This is a genomic window from Paenibacillus sp. FSL P4-0176 (assembly GCF_037975265.1).
GTDB lineage: Bacteria > Bacillota > Bacilli > Paenibacillales > Paenibacillaceae > Paenibacillus > Paenibacillus amylolyticus.
In genome coordinates this window covers 5,061,116-5,077,429 of record NZ_CP150242.1, presented here as the reverse complement: position 1 = coordinate 5,077,429, position 16,314 = coordinate 5,061,116, and the positions used below count along the sequence as shown (strand labels likewise).

The window sequence follows — 16,314 nt, the reverse complement described above, 5'->3', positions numbered from 1 at the left end:
GGGAACAGCCGCAAAATGGCCGCCACTACGCACATCCACCCCTCGCCCATAAGCGCCACCGTTCCCCCAACGACAACCCATCCCGGGTGTCCAGAGGGCGGAGCGCCTATGGGGTCCCCCTTGGCAAGGGGGATTTAGGGGGATTGAAACGCTTTTGTGGACGGTCCACAATCCAACCAAAGAAAGGGAAGTTGATCATCATGCAACGAGTTGACGTCAAAGAGAAGGCACGCGCCAGAGAATTACGCGTGTTAGATAAATGGAAAACGGAGAATACATTCAAAAGATCCATCGAAAACCGGGAGGGCAAGCCAAACTTCGTATTTTATGAAGGGCCGCCTACAGCAAACGGTAAACCGCATATCGGTCACGTGCTGGGACGGGTAATTAAGGATTTTGTTGGACGGTATAACACGATGAAGGGTTACCGTGTCGTTCGTAAAGCAGGTTGGGATACACATGGTCTGCCTGTAGAACTGGGTGTACAGAAGAAGCTTGGTATCTCCCACAAGTGGGAAATCGAAGATTACGGCGTGGAGAAATTCATCAACGAATGTAAAGCGAGCGTATTCGAGTATGAGCAACAATGGCGTGATTTGACAGAAGGCATCGGATATTGGACGGATATGGATAACCCGTATATCACCCTTGATAACAACTACATCGAGAGTGTATGGAACATCCTGGCGACGATCCACGAGAAAGGCCTGTTGTATCGTGGTCACCGTGTGAGCCCGTATTGTCCATCTTGTCAGACAACACTGAGTTCCCATGAAGTTGCACAAGGGTACAAAGACGTCAAAGATCTGAGTGCTACAGCGAAATTCAAACTGAATGACAGCGGAGAATTCGTACTGGCTTGGACGACAACACCTTGGACACTGCCTTCACACGTTGCACTTGCCGTGAATCCGGATATGGACTACTCCCGTGTTCGTCAAGGTGATGAAGTGTACATCATGGCAACCAATCTGGTGGAGAAAGTGATGAAAGATACCAAGGGTGAGTATGAGATCATCGGTGCACTGAAAGGTGCCGATCTGGTTGGCAAAACGTATGATCCTCCGTTCAACTACGTACAGGCTGAGAAAGCCAACATCATCCTGGGCGCAGGCTTTGTAACGGATGCAAGTGGTACGGGTATCGTACACATGGCTCCTGCCCATGGTGAAGATGACTACCGTGTATGCCGTGAGAATGGGATCAGCTTTGTGAACATGGTGGACTTGGAAGGCAAATTTGTCGCTGAGGTTACTGACTTTGCGGGACGTTTCGTGAAGGATTGTGACATTGATATCGTGAGATATCTGTCTGAGCATGGACGGTTGTTCAGCAAAGAAAAATATGAGCACAGCTATCCATTTTGCTGGCGTTGTGATACACCACTTCTGTACTATGCAATGGACAGCTGGTTTATCCAAACAACAGCCATCAAGGACCAACTGATTGCCAACAACAGTGAAGTGGATTGGTACCCGGGTCACGTTCGTGAAGGTCGCTTCGGGAAATTCCTTGAGGATCTGGTGGATTGGAACATCAGCCGTGATCGTTATTGGGGAACTCCGCTGAACATCTGGGTTTGCGAGGAGACTGGCGAACAATTTGCTCCACACAGCATTGCAGAATTGCGTGCTCGTGCGGTAGGTGATGTGCCTGAGAATCTTGAATTGCATAAACCATACGTGGATGACGTTAAAGTCATGAGCTCTTGTGGCAAATATGAAATGAAACGTACACCGGAAGTGATCGATGTCTGGTTCGACAGCGGCTCCATGCCGTTTGCCCAGCAGCACCATCCATTTGAAAATAAAGAAGTATTCGAACAGCAGTATCCTGCAGATATGATCTGTGAAGGGATTGACCAGACACGTGGCTGGTTCTACAGCTTGCTGGCGGTTTCCACCCTTTTGACAGGCAAAGCGCCTTACAAAGCGGTTATGGCTACAGGACACGTTCTTGACGAGAACGGACAGAAGATGTCCAAATCCAAAGGTAACGTTATCGATCCTTGGGAAGTGATTGAAGAATACGGTACAGATGCATTCCGCTGGGCTTTGTTGTCTGACAGTGCACCGTGGAACAGCAAACGTTTCTCCAAAGGTATCGTAGGCGAAGCAAAATCCAAAATGGTGGATACGCTGGTCAACACCCATGCATTCCTGACGCTTTATGCTACCATTGATGGATTTGATCCACAGGAGCACCCGTTCCAACTGTCCGCACACAAGCTGGATCGCTGGATTCTGTCGAGACTGAACAGCCTGATCCTGGTTGTAGAAAAAGCATTGCTGGTTAACGACTATCTGAACTCTTCCAAAGCGATTGAAGCATTTGTTGATGAGTTGAGTAACTGGTACATCCGTCGTTCCCGTGACCGGTTCTGGGGAAGTGGCCTGACAGAGGATAAACTGGACGCTTACCGCACATTGACTGAGGTGCTGGTGACTACCGCGAAGTTGGTTGCTCCGTTCACACCGATGCTGGCAGAAGACATCTATCTGAACCTTGCAACAGGTGAGAGTGTGCACATGGAAGACTATCCGGTAGCTAACGAAGCGCTGATTGATGCAGGACTGGAACAGGATATGGAGACGGCTCGCCGCGTGGTCGAACTTGCCCGTAACGTTCGTAACGAAACAGGCATCAAGACACGTCAGCCACTGTCCGAATTGATCGTTTCTCTGGATAAAGGGTTTGACCTGGCAAGTTATGAAGAGATCATCAAGGAAGAGATCAATGTAAAAGGAATCCGTACGGAGCATAATGACGCGGAATTCGTTGACTTTACATTGAAGCTGAACCTGAAGGTCGCAGGTAAAAAATACGGCAAAAACGTAGGATTCCTGCAAAACTTCTTCAAGGGAATGTCAGCCGATGAGACGCGTAAAGTGGTTTCGGAAGGTGTACTGAACATCGTTTCACCGGAAGGCGAAGAGCTGCAAGTAACGAGCGAAGAATTATTGGTTGATAAACAGGCCAAATCAGGCTTTGCTTCAGCATCAGGTTACGGTCTGACGGTTGCGCTCAATACCGAAATCACGCCAGCATTGGAACAGGAAGGCTGGGTCCGTGAAGTGGTTCGTGCTGTGCAGGATACCCGGAAACGACTGGATCTGCCAATTGAGAAAAGAGTACGTTTGACACTGGATGTGGATGCATCCCTTCAGGAAGCTATTCAGGCGTTTGATGATGTGTTGCGTGAAAATGTTCTCGTAACCGAAGTTACATTTGGTTCGAATGAGTCGATGGAACGTGTTGAAGCCGGAGGCAAATCGATCGGTATTTACATCGAAGCGTAATTCGGAGCATGTCCCATTCAACAGGGATAGAATATAGAGTATAAACAAACGAGCCGCAGAGGCAGGGACATATTCCCTGTATCTGGGCTCGTTTGTTTTTTAGGCAATAAGGCAATGATTCTATAGTGCAGTCAATCTATATTGATCAAAGGAACTGACCAAAACATGAGCGAACATGACAAGCAAACCGCATCCACTTCACAACAATCAACGTCAGATAATCTGAATTCGCATGACAAAATCGAAGAGTTACATACCCTGACGAACCGTCTGGCGAATGAACTCGAACGTTCACGAATAGCGCAATACACAGAATTGCTGAACAGGCCATGGAAATTGATAGGATTGAACCTGTTGTCTGGAGCCGCACGAGGTGTGGGGATTGCGATTGGGTTTACCTTTTTCGCAGCAACGATCATTTACGTTTTACAGCTACTTGGGGCGCTCAATCTTCCCATTGTTGGAGACTACATCGCTGATATTGTGCGCATTGTCCAGCGCCAGCTTGATATGAACACATACTAAGCGATTAGCAGCGATTAAAGGTGAAAGATATCAAAGTGCATTTAGTAAATGTCATCCGTCTCCATATCCGGTTCTAACAGACCCTCGCCCTCACGGTTCTCCAGGTACTGGCGATATTGCCGATTACGCACGATGGAGACGTCATGACCATAGATGTCCGTGGCAACAAAGCTTTCGTACGCTTCAACGCAGCCTTCCACTTCATCGGTGGCTTCAATCGCCATAACATCATAGCTGTCGATATCGCGTCCTTCAGCCATGGCTGGTGAGTTCGATGTGCCCCAGCTTTCAACAATCTGCCAAGTGTCTTCACCATCGAAGCCATTTTGATCATCACGCTCGTCCAGACTGGTTCGACCAAATGCCGGGGCGAGGAATTCTTCCTCTACAGGACGGTTCTCAGAGACAACGGTTTCCGGTTGATGTTTTTTGCAGTATTTGGTGTAGGGAACAGCTTCCATGCGTTCATAAGGGATGGGTTGCTGGCAGACCGCACATGTACCGTAATGTCCTTCTTCGATGGAGTGCAGTGCAGAATCGATTCGTTCCAATTGGAATTCATCATGTTCCAGCAGGGAAATATCTTTCTCGCGTTCATACACCTCCGTAGCTATGTCGCCAGGATGGTTATCAATTGGTGATAATTCACCTGTCTGTAGTTTAAGGGAATCTCCAAGGCCATAATGCTCGTTTTCCGAAAGTCTATGTTCAATATCGCGCTTATCGGACATCAGTTGGGAACGTAGAAATTGTAGTTGTTCGTTAGTAAAATGTGACATGATTTTCCCCTTTCTGCTTTCATGCTGGAATCCGGATTTTGACTCTATTGTAGGATGTGCCATTGAGGGCAAGATTACAGAAGGGAAATGTTATCGTTTTTGCCATAAGCATTGCGATGTAGCGCGTCGTGGACGATTTCCAAACAGCTGTGCTACAATAAACAAGTCTGGCGTAAGCCTGGTATCGTTTGGAAAAGACAAGAACGGAGTGACAAACAAACGTGGTGTATTATATCCTTGCTTTTATCGTATTTTTATTGGATCAGGGAACCAAGTATCTGATTGCAACCCGGATGGAACTCAGAGAAGAAATTCCGGTCATCGGCAATTTCTTTGTCATCACATCACATCGTAACTCAGGAGCAGCATTTGGCATTCTGCAAGACCAGCGTTGGTTCTTTATTGTGGTTACGTTGATTGTGGTCGTTGCCTTGATTTGGTATTTGCAAAAGGTAAAAGATACCCCGCACAAATTGCTGCCTGTGGCGCTTAGTTTGGTGCTTGGTGGAGCAATTGGCAACTTCCTTGACCGGGCATTGACCGGAGAAGTTGTAGATTTTGTACAACTTAATTTTGGGAGTTATACGTTTCCCATTTTTAACATCGCCGATTCGGCAATCTGCATCGGTGTAGGGTTGATCATAGTGGAGACATTGCTTGAAGGACGGCGCGAAAAAGCAGCCGCGAAGATTGAAGGGAATGAACATCATGAGTAATCCGAATAAGGAACAGATTAACGACGAAGAACTAATGAATGGCAATGAACGTATGGAATGGACCGTTGCCGCTGAACATAAAAAAGAACGAATTGATAAATATATTACGGAAGCCGTAGATAACGTATCTCGCTCCCAAGTTCAATTGTGGATCGGAGACGGAATGGTTACGGTAAATGGTGCTGTAGTCAAAGCCAATGCCAAGTTATCCGAAGGGGATCTAGTTGAGTTACAGATTCCAGAACCAGCTGCTGTGGAGATCGTTGCCGAAGATATTCCGCTGGAAGTGGTATATGAAGACAGCGACCTGATCGTGATCAACAAACAGCGTGGTCTTGTGGTGCATCCGGCACCAGGACACACATCGGGTACCCTCGTTAATGCACTTATGCATCACTGCAAAGACCTCTCGGGTATTAATGGGGAGTTGCGTCCTGGTATTGTGCATCGTATTGATAAGGATACATCCGGCCTGATCATGGCTGCCAAGAACGATCGTGCGCATGCATCACTGGCTGCTCAGTTGAAGGAACATACGGTGAATAGACGGTATATTGCGCTCGTTCATGGTCATCTTAACCATGATCAAGGGACCATTGATGCACCGATTGGACGGGATACCAATGACCGCAAAATGTATACGGTAACGGAACGTAACAGTAAACATGCCGTTACGCATTTTACCGTTACTGAGCGGATTAATGATTACACCTTGTTGGAATTGAAACTGGAGACAGGACGTACTCACCAGATTCGGGTTCACATGAAATTTATTGGTCACCCGCTTGTAGGAGATCCAACTTATGGACGGAATAAAGGCATCAAAATGCAAGGACAGGCTCTTCATGCGGCCATTCTTGGATTTGTGCATCCAACAACGGGAGAATACCTTGAATTTTCAGCTCCGATTCCGCAAGATATGGAAGACGTGCTCGCCTCGCTACGCAGTCGTTAACAGCTCCAAGAAAGTACAAATGTTCGGATACTTTGTCCATGGCTTTGATCACGCAAATGCTTCATATTAAAGTGTAGAAATTTGCGTCAAATGAGGAGATGAACAACGTTATGAGTATCGATAAATACCAAGAAACTTACATTCAGACTAATTTTGCCGACCGTATCGGTGGCTCCAACTATGGTAAAGACACGAACATTTATAAATTCGAGAAAATCAAACGTGCCAAAGCTTCGGCCAAAAAAGATTTTCCCGATGTGGAACTGATTGACCTTGGTGTAGGTGAACCGGACGAAATGGCTGATGCAGGCATTGTAGCTGCACTTGCAGAAGAAGCTTCCAGACCTGAGAACCGTGGTTATTCCGACAATGGTATTCCTGAATTCAAAGCTGCTGCTGCTTCCTACCTGAAAAACGTATTCAACGTAGAAGGTATCGATGCAGATACTGAAATCGTACACTCCATTGGTTCAAAACCGGCTTTGGCGATGATGCCTTCATGCTTCATCAATCCGGGTGATGTTACGATCATGACCGTTCCAGGTTACCCGGTTATGGGTACACATACGAAGTATCTGGGTGGAGAAGTGTTCAACATCCAATTGACGAAAGAAAACAACTTCCTGCCTGATCTGACGGCTATCCCGGAAGACATCGCAAAACGTGCGAAGTTGCTCTACCTGAACTATCCGAACAACCCAACAGGCGCAAGCGCGACGGTGGAGTTCTTCACTGAAGTTGTGGAATGGGCTAAGAAATACAATGTTGTGGTTGTACATGATGCTCCATACGCAGCATTGACGTATGATGGCAAAAAACCGTTCAGCTTCCTGTCGGTACCTGGTGCAAAGGATGTCGGCGTAGAGCTACACTCTCTGTCCAAGTCCTACAACATGACGGGTTGGAGAATCGGATTTGTAGCGGGTAACCCGCTTGTAGTCAAAGCATTCAGTGATGTGAAGGACAACAATGACTCCGGTCAGTTCATCGCGATTCAAAAGGCTGCTGCTTATGGATTGAATCACCCTGAGATCACGGAAAAAATTGCAGAGAAATATTCCCGTCGTCACGACATGCTCGTTGCCGCATTGAACGAACTGGGCTTCCAGGCTGAAAAACCTAAAGGTTCATTCTTCCTGTATGTAGAAGCACCAAAAGGTGTCGTTGGCGGACGTCGCTTCGAATCAGGCGAAGATTTCTCCCAATTCCTGATCCGTGAGAAACTGATCTCATCCGTACCTTGGGATGATGCCGGTAACTTTGTTCGTTTCTCCGTAACCTTTGAAGCGAAGGGTGAAGAGGAAGAGAAACGTGTTATTGCTGAGATCAAACGTCGTCTGAGCGACGTACAATTTGAATTTTAATCGCATCACCCAATAGTTAAATCATGTACTAACGAAGAGACCGGAAACGGTCTCTTTTTTTATGCCCATATTAGATTTTTTTCATTTACTCCCTTTACAAAATTATACAAGCAACATATGATTAGATCTTTACGTTATTTGTTATATACAGAAGTTGTTGTTGAAGGGAGTTATTACAATTGTTATCATCACGAACAAGTACGGTGTCCTCACCGGCTACAGGAACAGGCAGTACAGTGTCAGGATTATTCAGATTGTTAAGACCCAAACAGTGGACTAAAAATCTGCTGTTATTTGCTGCGTTACTATTTTCTTTTGAGGAGATTCGGACTGAAACCATTCTTGCGACGTTGCTTGGTTTTATTCTATTTAGCCTTGTTGCAGGCTGTGTGTATATTTTAAATGACTTTGTAGACCGAGACAGGGATCGACAGCATCCGGTGAAAAGGTATCGTCCTATGGCTTCTGGGCAGGTGAATCCGAGTCATGCTTTGTTGTTTGGCATTATTCTATTAATCCTTTCCGTAGGAACGGCCTTCATGATGAACCCTCTATTCGGGGTGTTATGTATCGTCTATTTCCTGTTGAATGTATCTTATTCATTTGTGCTGAAACATCTCGTTATCCTGGATATGATGACCATTGCAGCCGGCTTTGTACTTCGTGCCATTGCAGGTGGTGTGCTGATCCATGTGCCATTCACGCCGTGGTTTTTGATCTGTACCATGCTGTTGTCGTTGTTTTTGGCCATTGGAAAACGTAGAAATGAACTCACGTTGCTTGAGGGAAATACGGGATCACATCGTAAGGTTTTGGATAACTACTCCATTACATTACTGGATCAATTCAATACAATTGTGACGACAGCTACGATTATCAGTTATTCCCTGTTCACATTCACTTCAGATCGAACCATTCATCTCATGTGGACGATTCCATTGGTCATTTACGGCATGTTCCGTTACCTGTATCTGATCCACATGAAGAACCAGGGAGGTTCGCCCGATCGTGTGCTGTTTGAGGACAAGCCTATATTAATTACGGTTATGTTGTATGTGATAAGTGTTGTTACAATCTTTGCAATCTTTGAATAAAGGCTGAGGGGGATCAGGGTGAAAAGCACGAAAGTCGCAATTTTTGATATTGATAAAACGATCATACGCAGTGATTCCATGTTTCAATTTGTGCATTACGGTGTTCGCCGTTACCCGTGGCAGGTATGGAGATTACCTGTCATTGCATTACATACCGTGTTATTCAAGGCAGGCTTCATGACGGTTGAACAAGTCAAACGATCCTACTTTCAAGAAATTGAGCGTATGTCTGAAAAAGATCTCGAACATTTCTTTGATACTCGCTTGCGTACGTCCATTTTTGCCGAGGCCAGTGTAGAGATGCAACATCGCAAAGAAGCAGGGTATCATGTCTTGCTGGTAACTGCATCTCCGCATGCCTATATGAAATACTTTAATAATTTTCCCTGGGTGGATCATGTAATTGGAACTGAACTTGTCCGTCATGAGAATGGTTACACATGCAGAGTTGACGGCAGCAACTGCAAAGGGGAAGAGAAGGTACGCCGAATTCAGGCTTATCTGAGTGAAAAGAATATGGTCATTGATTATGACCAGTCATGTTCCTACTCTGACTCCTTATCCGACCTTCCCGTCATGCAACTTGTGAGTCAACGATACTTTATTAACAAGCGTGTTCCGGACATGGAGGCATTAACGTGGGGGAAATAAAATCGCGTCATACTGGTAAATGGTTAATGCTCGTTTCCGCTTTTCTGACAGCAACGGGTCAATTGTTCTGGAAATGGGGACTAACCGAGTGGATTTACCTGGGTGTAGGTTTTCTGTGTTATGGACTTGGAGCGATTTTGATGATTAAAGCTTTTGCTCTGGAAAAACTCTCAGTTGCTTATCCTCTGATGTGTGCCAGCTATGTATTTGCCTTAATCTATGGGTATTTTTTGCTTGGGGAAGAAATTACGATGCAGAAGCTGGCAGCAGTTGTGTTGCTTGGAATCGGGGTGACACTAACCAGTGTTGATCGATAGCTGGATGGTTGCCGTATTAATTGTCATGACGTTGTGTGGTGCACTGGGTGGGGCCGGACTGAAAGCTTATGCTTCCAGTCGCAATCGTCTGCATGTACTCATGGGACTTGGATTCTACGGAACGGGCGCGTTGCTGAATATTGTATTGCTGAAGTTTCTTCCATTAACCGTAGTGTTGCCTGCGAACGCATTAACATATGTGTGGACTCTTATCATAGCTCGGCTGATATTTAAAGAGACCGTGGGCCCTTTACGCTGGATAGGCGTGGCATGTATTATGGGTGGCCTATGTTTATTGGTATTTTAGAACTTAATTAATCAGGATGTGAAATGAAAGCATGAACTTTTTAGATTACTTATTTTATAATCGCAGAGCCAACTGGACAGCCTTTTACCTGTTTGCAGGATTTGCTCTGTTCTATGGTTTAATGAACGGCTCGTATGTTCTGTACATTGAAAATAATACAGAGATGCTTGGGGCGTATACCCCATTTAATACAACGCTGTTTCCAATCAATTTATTCAACTTTGATCCTTCAATGTATTATGGGGACAACAGTTCTTCCGTGATCCATCCGCTGATTTCCTTTCTCGCAGTCACCCTTGCGGCTGTAGCGAAATTTCTGGGAGGCAACTGGTTCTTTCTAATCCTGCAATCGATGATAAATGCGGGTTCAGTGGTGCTGGCGTATCTGTTCCTGAGTCAAAAAGAAGATAAACCGACCATCATACCGCTACTGTTTGCCTTGCTGTTTGGTTTCAGTTCCTATCTGATGTATACCGCGTTGATCCCGGATTCGTATCCTTATGTACAGTTCGTTATTCTGTTGTCGGTGGTTTACATGCAGTATACTCGTGAGCGTCAGGACGTACGTTATGTACCCAATGCATTGCTTGCATCGATTAACTTTGGACTAACCTCGACCAATATCGTACCATTTGCTGCTGCCACATTCTTTAATATGAATACATGGCGCAATAAGGCGAATTTGAAAAAATACATCGGCATCATGGCACGGGCGGTTCTGATCATCGTCGTATTAACTGGCATTCAGTATGTTGCCTTTGGGGGCCGTAGCTGGGTTAGTAACTGGCTGTTGGGCATTCAAAATGGCGGAACAAGCTATGCAACACCATTCCAGTTCGCTGTTCATTGGAAAGCATTGAACATGTTAACGATTAATCCAATGCTGACACCGAAGATGCATTTACTGGACCCGGGCATGGCAGCCTTTGTTACGGATCTATCCCGTTCCAATCCAATCTATGTGCAGATGACAGGTATCTTTGTTTTACTACTGGCATTCATGGGCTTCATTAAGGGCATTCGTGAACGAGAAGTGTGGACCCTTGTGCCATATATTCTGTTTGCCTTTTTGCTTCATGTCGTCGTGGGCTTTGGTCTGGCTGTATTTCAATATGATATGTACCTGTATGCGGGACATTATCTGTTTGCGTTCTTCCTGTTGGGTGGAGGTTTCGTCATCAGTCTTCGTCCGGGATTGGGGAAAAAAGTGGTTATAGGCTTGATCATGTTATGTGTTATCGTTACGGCAAGTAACAACATCTATCGCCATGTAGAAACATTAACAACAATCAAACAATCCTATAATCAGTTGGAACAGGAACGCTCAGTGAAATAGTCAAATAGTAAATGTATCGATTCATATAATGAAATAAGAAAAGGCCATTGGATGTAAAGTCCAATGGCCTTTTCTTAATTAGTGTTGAGCAAATGAGTTAAGCAATAATTTTGGTCTTCTTGGCATTCTCGGCTGAACGTTTGGTGAGACTGCTGAGTGGACGTTTCAAAGCGAGAGCAACAATGAGACTCAGCGCGATGAACATACACAACCACAGAATATCCTTGATGGCAGTAGACCACAATATGCCGCCGACCGACTCACGCAGCAGACTGATCGCATACGTGAAGGGCATGAACGGATTCAATGCTTGGAAAAAGGGTGATGTCATGCTGATTGGGAACGTACCGCCAGAGCTGGAGAACTGGAACACCATGAAGATAATGGCGATCCCTTTTCCGATATTTCCAAATACGGACAGCAGGGTGTACGTTATGGTGACAAATACGGCACTCACCAGCATGGCAAACAGGACAAACCACAGTTTATCTGCAACATAGGTACCCAGGATTAAGATATCTCCCAGGGTGACACATATCGCCTGAAGTAACCCAATGGTCAGAAAAGTAGCGAGACGTCCAAGATATAACTCATATCCCCGGAACTTGCCCCCTGGATTTTCAGCTTCGGCACGAAGCAGAGAAATCAACAGTGTTGAGCCAACCCACAGAGACAGCACGCCATAAAATGGTGACATGGCCGATCCATAATTCGGAATTGGGTAAAGCTGTTTTTCCTTAATTTGCACCGGACTTGCAAGGAAAGCACTCTCTTCTTCAATATCGCCGCGCAAAAGTTTGGCGAGCTCCGCAAACTGGTTATTACCTTCGACCTCCCGAAGTTTGTCAGCAGCCTTGCTGATGGCACTTTCCAATGCTGGCAGATCATCACGTACAAGCGCGGCAACACGGTGAACTCCTTTTTCGACCTCCGGCAGCTGATTCTGTACAAAATCGGATGCCTTGCCTATCTGTTTCTCGGCAGTAGGCAGATCATTACGAACAAAATCAGCTGCTTCGTTCAGTTTGTTTCCCAGCTTGGGCAGATCGTTTCGAATTAATGAAGACACTGTGTTCAGAGCTTGGATAAAACCTTCACTTTTGTTCGCGAGTGTTTCTGATATCTCATGGATCTTAGATTGTATTTGAGGCAGTTCGCTCTGGATTTTTGTCAACTCGGCCTGCCCAAACGTAATTCCTTCTTTGGCTGATGCAAGAATGTCCGCAATATCCGGAATACGATCTTTTGCTCCTTGCAGAGTTTCTGCTGAAGTGGAGAGGGTAGACCTGAGCTTATCCGCACCAGCTGCAAGTGCAGGCGATATTTCACTTTCATAGGTGTTTAAGATATTGCCAATCCCGCTGCTGATGTCCTTCGAGAGAGTATTTAACTGAGCGATGACCTCTGTTGGTGGAGTTGTATTACGACGCATGGCATCACTGATGATGCCAGCCAAGCGGATCTGCAACTGAAGTTTATCTGAAATGGAGTTCAGTTGTGTGATTTTATCGGCAAGTGGTTGGCTTGGAAGCAAGTTATTGATGTTGCCCAGTAGTTCTGCCATACTGTCCACGAGTTTTACCGCAACCCCTAAACGTGAAGCAATCCGGTCGAGATCTTCTACTGTAGGAAGGTTATTAAGATCCGAATTTTGCAATTGTGCAAATACGTCTCCTGCAGCGTTAGTAATCTGCTGCACCAGCAGCAGATTTTGGCGGATCGTCGGGCCAATTGTCTGAAACGCTTCTTCACTGGAATCCACGAACTGATTTAATCCCTCTGCAAGCTCAATCCCGTTGCCAGCGATTTGTGATACTTTGTCCAAATCTTGTTCTGCGGCCGTTACGATAGACAGAGCTTTGTTCGTTTTATCCAGCGCCGTTTGGATAACATCTGATACCTGTCCAAAGTTTTCATCCACTTCTCGAATGCGATCTACCGCTTTTTTTATATCCGGTATCCGCCCTTGAATAGCCAGCACTTCGGAAGCCGCATCATTAATTTGTGGCCAATACTCCTGCACCTTGAGCACATACTGTGCTGCTTCATTGATTTCAGGCAGTTTTTTCTCGATTTCAACGATCTTTTGAGCATCTTTTACAATCTCGGGCATGGCTTTTTCTACTTCCAGAACCTTTTGACCTGCGGCTTGAATAGCCGGAAGATTTTTCTCCAGTGTAAAAATGCCATTCTCCATTTTGCGTAATGTTGGAAGCTGGGAATTAATCTCAACCCCGGCTTCATTCAGCTTGGTTAGAACGGCCTCACTGACGGCTTCAGTGAAATTTTCATTGATTTGCGTTGTTATGGCAGATACACCAGAGCCTGTGATTTTAGGAGCAATGGCATTCACCTTCTCATTGACGGTATAGATTACTTCCGGTCGCTCCAGCTTCCCATCAACGATGCCTGTAATTTTGGATGAAAAGTCCCCCGGAATGAGCAGGCTTGCATAATACTCTCCAGTTTGCACACCCCGATTAGCCTCAGCCTGGTCCACAAAAGTCCAACCCAGCTTTTCGTTGTGTTTAAGGCTGGATACCAGTTCGTCTCCGATATTAACATGGGTTCCTTCAACAGTCGCACCCTTGTCCTCAGTTGTCACCGCAATTTTGATCCCCTGGGTATTACTGTATGGGTCCCAGACGGACTTCACGTTGACCCAGTCATACACCCCGGGCAGTAGAATAATAGCCACAATTAGAAATATACCTGTGGGAACCTTCAGAATATGCAACCAGTCTGTTTTGTAAACGTGCCAAATGTGACGCATGACTTCCTCCTAAATGTACATAAATGTAGGGCGTAACTTATTTCTATGTCGTAAATTTGTGAATCTTATGTATATCGGTATTATTGCAGTATCTAATAATGGGTTCATGTTTATAAACTGTACCCATTTCACTTGGTACTAATTCAGAGCCTTCATATATTGCGTAAAATGAAACTCACTGTCTGTTCTAAAAAGAAGTGTTTTATCTCTTTTGAGTACAGTAAGAGGTTTATTTTGGTTATATCAAATTTCTCATTTGCCTATGGATAAATATGCAGAAATGTTGTATAATTATGAATAACCAATGAGATGTATTGTGCATGGATGTTTTTCAGCCTAACTGCTGATTCTAAGAAGAACGTAGCAGAGGGTTTTCACCTGCGATGGTGAGGTGTTGACAGGGGGTTGTCTTTCTGTCATAATTCATGAAGACAAACGGACATATTGATTACAGAACCCTGTGAGGTCCTGCAATATGAACGACATGAATAGCACCTTTAAATCAGTCCCGTGAGACTGGCAAGGTAACGTGAACGATACATCGTTTTTTTGCTGCGGCAAATGAAGCGATGCATCCCCGAGAGTAAACTTTCTTCAGAGCGGTCTGAAGTTCGGAGACTCCTTGCCAATAAACACGGCAAGGAGTCTTTTTTTTTCTCCTCGTCACGGGGCCATGATGCTGAAGGGAAATCCTGAGGAGGCTGAACGCATGAGCACAGAGACACATGTCATTATGGATGAGACGGCGATCCGCCGCGCATTAACACGGATTGCCCATGAGATATTGGAGAAAAACAAAGGAATCGACGATTGTGTGTTGGTCGGTATCCGTACACGCGGGGTTTACCTGGCAGAACGGATTGCCGCCAAGATTGAAGAAATCGAAGGCGCCAAAGTCCCCTGGGGAGAGCTGGATGTGACTCCTTACCGCGATGACCGCTTGGACGAAAATAAAGCGAATCGCAAGGAAATGTTGATTATGACACCTGAATCACTTTCGATCCATAACAAAAAAGTGATTTTGTTCGATGATGTGCTCTATACCGGACGGACGATTCGCGCAGCGATGGATGCCCTGATGGACTGTGGAAGACCGCAGAACATTCAGCTGGCTGTACTCGCAGACCGCGGACACCGGGAACTTCCGATTCGACCTGATTTTATCGGCAAGAATGTGCCGACTTCCAAATCAGAGGAGATTGAAGTTGCACTTATGGAAACGGACGGACAGGACGAAGTCAAAATCACTCAGAACCGGGGGGAGCAAGCATAATGATTACACAGACAGCATTGAGAGACCGAAGCTTGCTTGGACTGAAGGAACTTAGTCGAGGAGAAATCGAGTCCATTCTGAACAGAGCGGCTCACTGGGAAGCGCAGAAAGAGAAACTGGCTCCGGTACTGGAATCACGCTTCGTTGCGAACATGTTCTTCGAGAACAGCACACGTACCCGCTTCTCCTTCGAAATGGCAGAGAAACGCCTGGGCGCACAAGTACTGAACTTTACGGCAGCCGCATCCAGTGTGGAAAAAGGAGAGTCCATCTACGATACGGTACGAACACTTGAGTCGATGGGCATTGATGCAGGCGTGATCCGGTTGAAACCGGCAGGCGTTCTGCAACAACTGGCTCAGAAAGTGAATGTACCACTCGTGAACGCCGGAGATGGCAACAATGAGCATCCCACACAGGCACTGCTGGATCTCTACACGATGAGGAAAGCATTTGGCGAACTGAAGGGCTTGCGTGTCTCCATCATTGGTGACATCCTGCATAGCCGTGTAGCGCGTTCGAACCTGTGGGCACTGCAAAAGTTTGGTGCAGATGTACGCTTCTGTGCTCCGCAAACGATGCAGGCACCGGAACTCGCAGAGCATGCTCCTTATGTCGGTCTTGAAGAAGCGCTGGATGCAGATGTAGTCATGATGCTTCGTGTTCAACTGGAACGTCATCAACATGGCTTAATTACTTCAGCTGAGGATTATCGCGAACACTACGGATTGACGGAAGAACGGGCATCACGCCTAAAACCAAGCACCATTATCATGCACCCTGCTCCAGTGAATCGCAACGTCGAGGTAGATGACGCGGTTGTGGAAAGTGAAGCATCCCGGATCTTCCCGCAGATGGCAAACGGCGTTCCAATCCGCATGGCGGTTATGGAACGTGCGATGAAACTGTAACAGGGTCTGGCTGT

14 protein-coding genes are annotated in these 16,314 nt (G+C 45.9%); 12 read left to right on the top strand and 2 right to left on the bottom strand.

Going from position 1 to position 16,314, the window contains the following annotated elements:
• Positions 1–200: 200 nt before the first annotated feature.
• Positions 201–3,299 (top strand): isoleucine--tRNA ligase, encoded by a 3,099-nt coding sequence (ileS, locus tag MKY95_RS23730; protein WP_036614965.1) that lies wholly within the window; start codon positions 201–203, stop codon positions 3,297–3,299.
• 165 nt (positions 3,300–3,464) lie between these two features.
• Positions 3,465–3,824, top strand: a complete 360-nt coding sequence (locus MKY95_RS23725; RefSeq protein ID WP_017687319.1) for a DUF5665 domain-containing protein — start codon at positions 3,465–3,467, stop codon at positions 3,822–3,824.
• A 41-nt stretch (positions 3,825–3,865) separates the two neighbouring features.
• Here MKY95_RS23725 and MKY95_RS23720 read toward each other — a convergent pair whose 3' ends face one another.
• Positions 3,866–4,603, bottom strand: a complete 738-nt coding sequence (locus tag MKY95_RS23720) for a TraR/DksA C4-type zinc finger protein (RefSeq protein WP_036614837.1) — start codon at positions 4,601–4,603, stop codon at positions 3,866–3,868.
• A gap of 221 nt (positions 4,604–4,824) precedes the next feature.
• Between MKY95_RS23720 and lspA the strand changes: the two genes are divergently transcribed.
• From lspA to MKY95_RS23680, 8 genes are all read left to right on the top strand, one after another.
• On the top strand, positions 4,825–5,319 hold the full coding sequence (gene lspA / locus MKY95_RS23715; protein ID WP_017687321.1) for a signal peptidase II: 495 nt from the start codon (positions 4,825–4,827) through the stop codon (positions 5,317–5,319).
• Positions 5,303–6,274 carry an RluA family pseudouridine synthase gene (locus MKY95_RS23710; protein WP_047843741.1) on the top strand — a complete coding sequence of 324 codons (972 nt, stop codon included), beginning with the start codon at positions 5,303–5,305 and terminating at the stop codon, positions 6,272–6,274. Before lspA ends, MKY95_RS23710 begins: the two co-directional genes overlap by 17 nt.
• Positions 6,275–6,384: 110 nt before the next feature.
• The gene (locus MKY95_RS23705; RefSeq protein ID WP_047843740.1) at positions 6,385–7,638 is read left to right on the top strand and encodes an LL-diaminopimelate aminotransferase; all 1,254 of its coding nucleotides are present in this window, start codon (positions 6,385–6,387) and stop codon (positions 7,636–7,638) included.
• Between the two features lie 203 nt (positions 7,639–7,841).
• Positions 7,842–8,732 (top strand): decaprenyl-phosphate phosphoribosyltransferase, encoded by an 891-nt coding sequence (locus MKY95_RS23700; RefSeq protein ID WP_047844436.1) that lies wholly within the window; start codon positions 7,842–7,844, stop codon positions 8,730–8,732.
• Between the two features lie 18 nt (positions 8,733–8,750).
• Positions 8,751–9,383, top strand: a complete 633-nt coding sequence (locus MKY95_RS23695; protein WP_036614827.1) for an HAD-IB family hydrolase — start codon at positions 8,751–8,753, stop codon at positions 9,381–9,383.
• On the top strand, positions 9,371–9,700 hold the full coding sequence (locus tag MKY95_RS23690) for an EamA family transporter (protein WP_036614823.1): 330 nt from the start codon (positions 9,371–9,373) through the stop codon (positions 9,698–9,700). Before MKY95_RS23695 ends, MKY95_RS23690 begins: the two co-directional genes overlap by 13 nt.
• The gene (locus tag MKY95_RS23685; RefSeq protein WP_082219210.1) at positions 9,690–10,007 is read left to right on the top strand and encodes an EamA family transporter; all 318 of its coding nucleotides are present in this window, start codon (positions 9,690–9,692) and stop codon (positions 10,005–10,007) included. Before MKY95_RS23690 ends, MKY95_RS23685 begins: the two co-directional genes overlap by 11 nt.
• A 31-nt stretch (positions 10,008–10,038) precedes the next feature.
• Positions 10,039–11,343 (top strand): DUF6080 domain-containing protein, encoded by a 1,305-nt coding sequence (locus MKY95_RS23680; RefSeq protein WP_076318871.1) that lies wholly within the window; start codon positions 10,039–10,041, stop codon positions 11,341–11,343.
• A 97-nt stretch (positions 11,344–11,440) separates the two neighbouring features.
• Here the strand turns inward: MKY95_RS23680 and MKY95_RS23675 are convergent, their stop codons facing one another.
• Positions 11,441–14,116 carry a YhgE/Pip domain-containing protein gene (locus MKY95_RS23675; protein ID WP_076318872.1) on the bottom strand — a complete coding sequence of 892 codons (2,676 nt, stop codon included), beginning with the start codon at positions 14,114–14,116 and terminating at the stop codon, positions 11,441–11,443.
• Between the two features lie 709 nt (positions 14,117–14,825).
• On the opposite strand from MKY95_RS23675, the gene pyrR reads away from it, so the two are divergent.
• Together pyrR and MKY95_RS23665 are read left to right on the top strand one after the other, a co-directional pair.
• Entirely contained in the window at positions 14,826–15,389 is a 564-nt protein-coding gene (gene pyrR, locus MKY95_RS23670) for a bifunctional pyr operon transcriptional regulator/uracil phosphoribosyltransferase PyrR (RefSeq protein ID WP_017687330.1), read from the top strand.
• Positions 15,386–16,300 carry an aspartate carbamoyltransferase catalytic subunit gene (locus MKY95_RS23665; protein ID WP_276314456.1) on the top strand — a complete coding sequence of 305 codons (915 nt, stop codon included), beginning with the start codon at positions 15,386–15,388 and terminating at the stop codon, positions 16,298–16,300. The genes pyrR and MKY95_RS23665 overlap by 4 nt, the downstream gene beginning before the upstream one ends.
• The last annotated feature ends 14 nt before the right edge of the window (positions 16,301–16,314 follow it).